The organism is Mesorhizobium sp. M8A.F.Ca.ET.021.01.1.1 (assembly GCF_003998025.1).
GTDB lineage: Bacteria > Pseudomonadota > Alphaproteobacteria > Rhizobiales > Rhizobiaceae > Mesorhizobium.
The window spans coordinates 1-2,332 of the sequence record NZ_RZSJ01000766.1; the positions used below are offsets into that span (position 1 = coordinate 1).

1 protein-coding gene is annotated in these 2,332 nt (G+C 63.7%); it reads right to left on the minus strand.

The annotated features are described in order from the left end of the window. Window positions 1-196 precede the first annotated feature (196 nt). The coding region (gene mfd, locus EOA36_RS33525; RefSeq protein ID WP_127281019.1) for a transcription-repair coupling factor at window positions 197-2,332 on the minus strand (2,136 nt) is incomplete at its 5' end.

Consider the following 2,332-nt stretch of genomic DNA (forward strand, 5'->3'; position numbering starts at 1 on the left):
GCTTTGCTCTCCACGAATTCGGCGACCATTTCGTCATCGCTGCACCCAGCGCTCTTTCCGGCGAACCCCCTTGCCCGCCATTTCCAGCCCCTAGATGGGGTGGCGGCTCCATACACGAAGCCGATTTCCTATTCTAGACCGGAATTTCGATGCTGGCGAATGGCTTGACGCCCCCTGGACGACCCGAAAGCCGGGATCAGGCCGCCTTCTCCGCCAACTTCGCCAATTGCGTCATGACCACAGCCGAGCCCGCCAGGCGCTTTTCGGCATTCGGCCAATCACGCGCGAAGACCACGCTATGGTCCGGCCTGATCTTGGCCAGCGAACCCTGCTCGCCGATATACTTGACCAGTCCGACGGGATTGGGGAATTCACGCTTGCGGAAATGGATGACGACGCCCTTCGGCCCGGCGTCGAGCTTCTCGACATTGGCCTTGCGGCAGAGCGCCTTGATGAAGACGATCTTCAAGAGATGCTTCACCTCGTCCGGCAGCGGGCCGAAACGGTCGATCAACTCGGCGCCGAAGGCGTCGATTTCCTCGGTGGTTTCGAGATCGCCGAGACGGCGATAAAGCGCCAGCCTGAGCTGCAGGTCCGGCACGTAGCCTTCCGGGATCATCACCGCCGTACCGACGGCGATCTGCGGCGACCAGCCGCCATCCTGGACCTCGCCGGAATCCTTCACCTCGGCGACCGCCTCCTCCAGCATCTGCTGGTAGAGCTCGAAGCCGACCTCCTTGATGTGCCCGGACTGTTCTTCGCCCAGAAGATTGCCAGCGCCCCTGATGTCGAGATCATGGCTGGCGAGTTGGAAACCGGCGCCCAGCGTGTCGAGCGATTGCAGCACCTTCAGTCGGCGCTCGGCCGTGTCGGTCAGCTTGCGGTTGGCCGGCAGGGTGAACAGCGCATAGGCGCGCACCTTCGAGCGCCCGACGCGGCCGCGCAACTGGTAGAGCTGCGACAGGCCGAACATGTCGGCGCGATGGATGATCAGCGTGTTGGCGGTCGGGATGTCTAGGCCCGATTCGACGATGGTGGTCGACAGAAGCACGTCGTACTGCCCGTCATAGAAGGCGTTCATGATGTCATCGAGTTCGCCAGGCGGCATCTGCCCATGGGCCACCGCCACCTTCAGCTCGGAAACGGATTCCTTCAGGAAATCATGGATTTCAGCGAGATCGCTGATCCGCGGAACCACATAGAAGGAATGGCCACCGCGGTAGCGCTCGCGCAGCAGCGTCTCGCGGATGACCAGCGGATCGAAGGGCGAGATGAAGGTGCGCACCGCCATGCGGTCGACCGGCGGCGTGGCGATCAGCGACAGTTCGCGTACGCCGGTCAAGGCCAGTTGCAGAGTGCGCGGAATCGGCGTCGCCGACAGCGTCAGGACGTGCACGTCGCTCTTCAGGTCCTTCAGCCGTTCCTTGTGCTTGACGCCAAAATGCTGCTCCTCGTCGATGATCAGCAGGCCGAGATTCTTGAACGAGATCGACGACCCGAGCAGCGCGTGGGTGCCGACGACGATGTCGACCTGCCCCTCGGCCAGGGCCTTCTTCGTCTCGGCGAGTTCCTTGGCGCCGACCAGCCGCGAGGCCTGGGCGACACGGATGGGAAGCCCTGAGAAACGCTGCGAGAATGTCTTGAAGTGCTGGCGCGACAACAGCGTCGTGGGCACCACCACGGCGACCTGAAATCCTTCCAACGCAGCGATGAAGGCGGCGCGCAGCGCCACTTCGGTCTTGCCGAAGCCGACATCGCCGCAGATCAGCCGGTCCATCGGCTTGCCGGCGCCAAGGTCGTCGCGCACCGAGTCGATGGCCGTCTGCTGGTCGTCGGTTTCCTCGTAGGGGAAGCGGGCGGCAAACTCGTCATAGAGGCCTTCGGCCGGCACTAGCGCCGGCGCGGCGCGCATCTGCCGTTCGGCGGCGATGCGGATCAGCTGCCCGGCCATATCGAGCAGGCGCCGCTTCAGCTTGGCCTTGCGCGACTGCCAGGCGCCGCCGCCGAGCTTGTCGAGCGTTGCCTCGGCTGTGTCGGAGCCATAGCGCGACAAAAGCTCGATGTTTTCCACCGGCAGGAACAGCCGGTCGTCGCCCGCATAGTGGATTTCCAGGCAGTCATGCGGCGCGCCGACCGCTTCGATGGTGCGCAGGCCGATGAAGCGGCCAATGCCGTGGTCGGCATGGACGACAATGTCACCGGCCGACAGGGCCGAGGCTTCGGCGATGAAATCGGACGCACGCTTCTTGCGCTTCGAGCGACGGATCAGCCGATCGCCCAGAATGTCCTGTTCGGCGACAACGACTAGCTTTTCAGTCTCAAAGCCGGATTC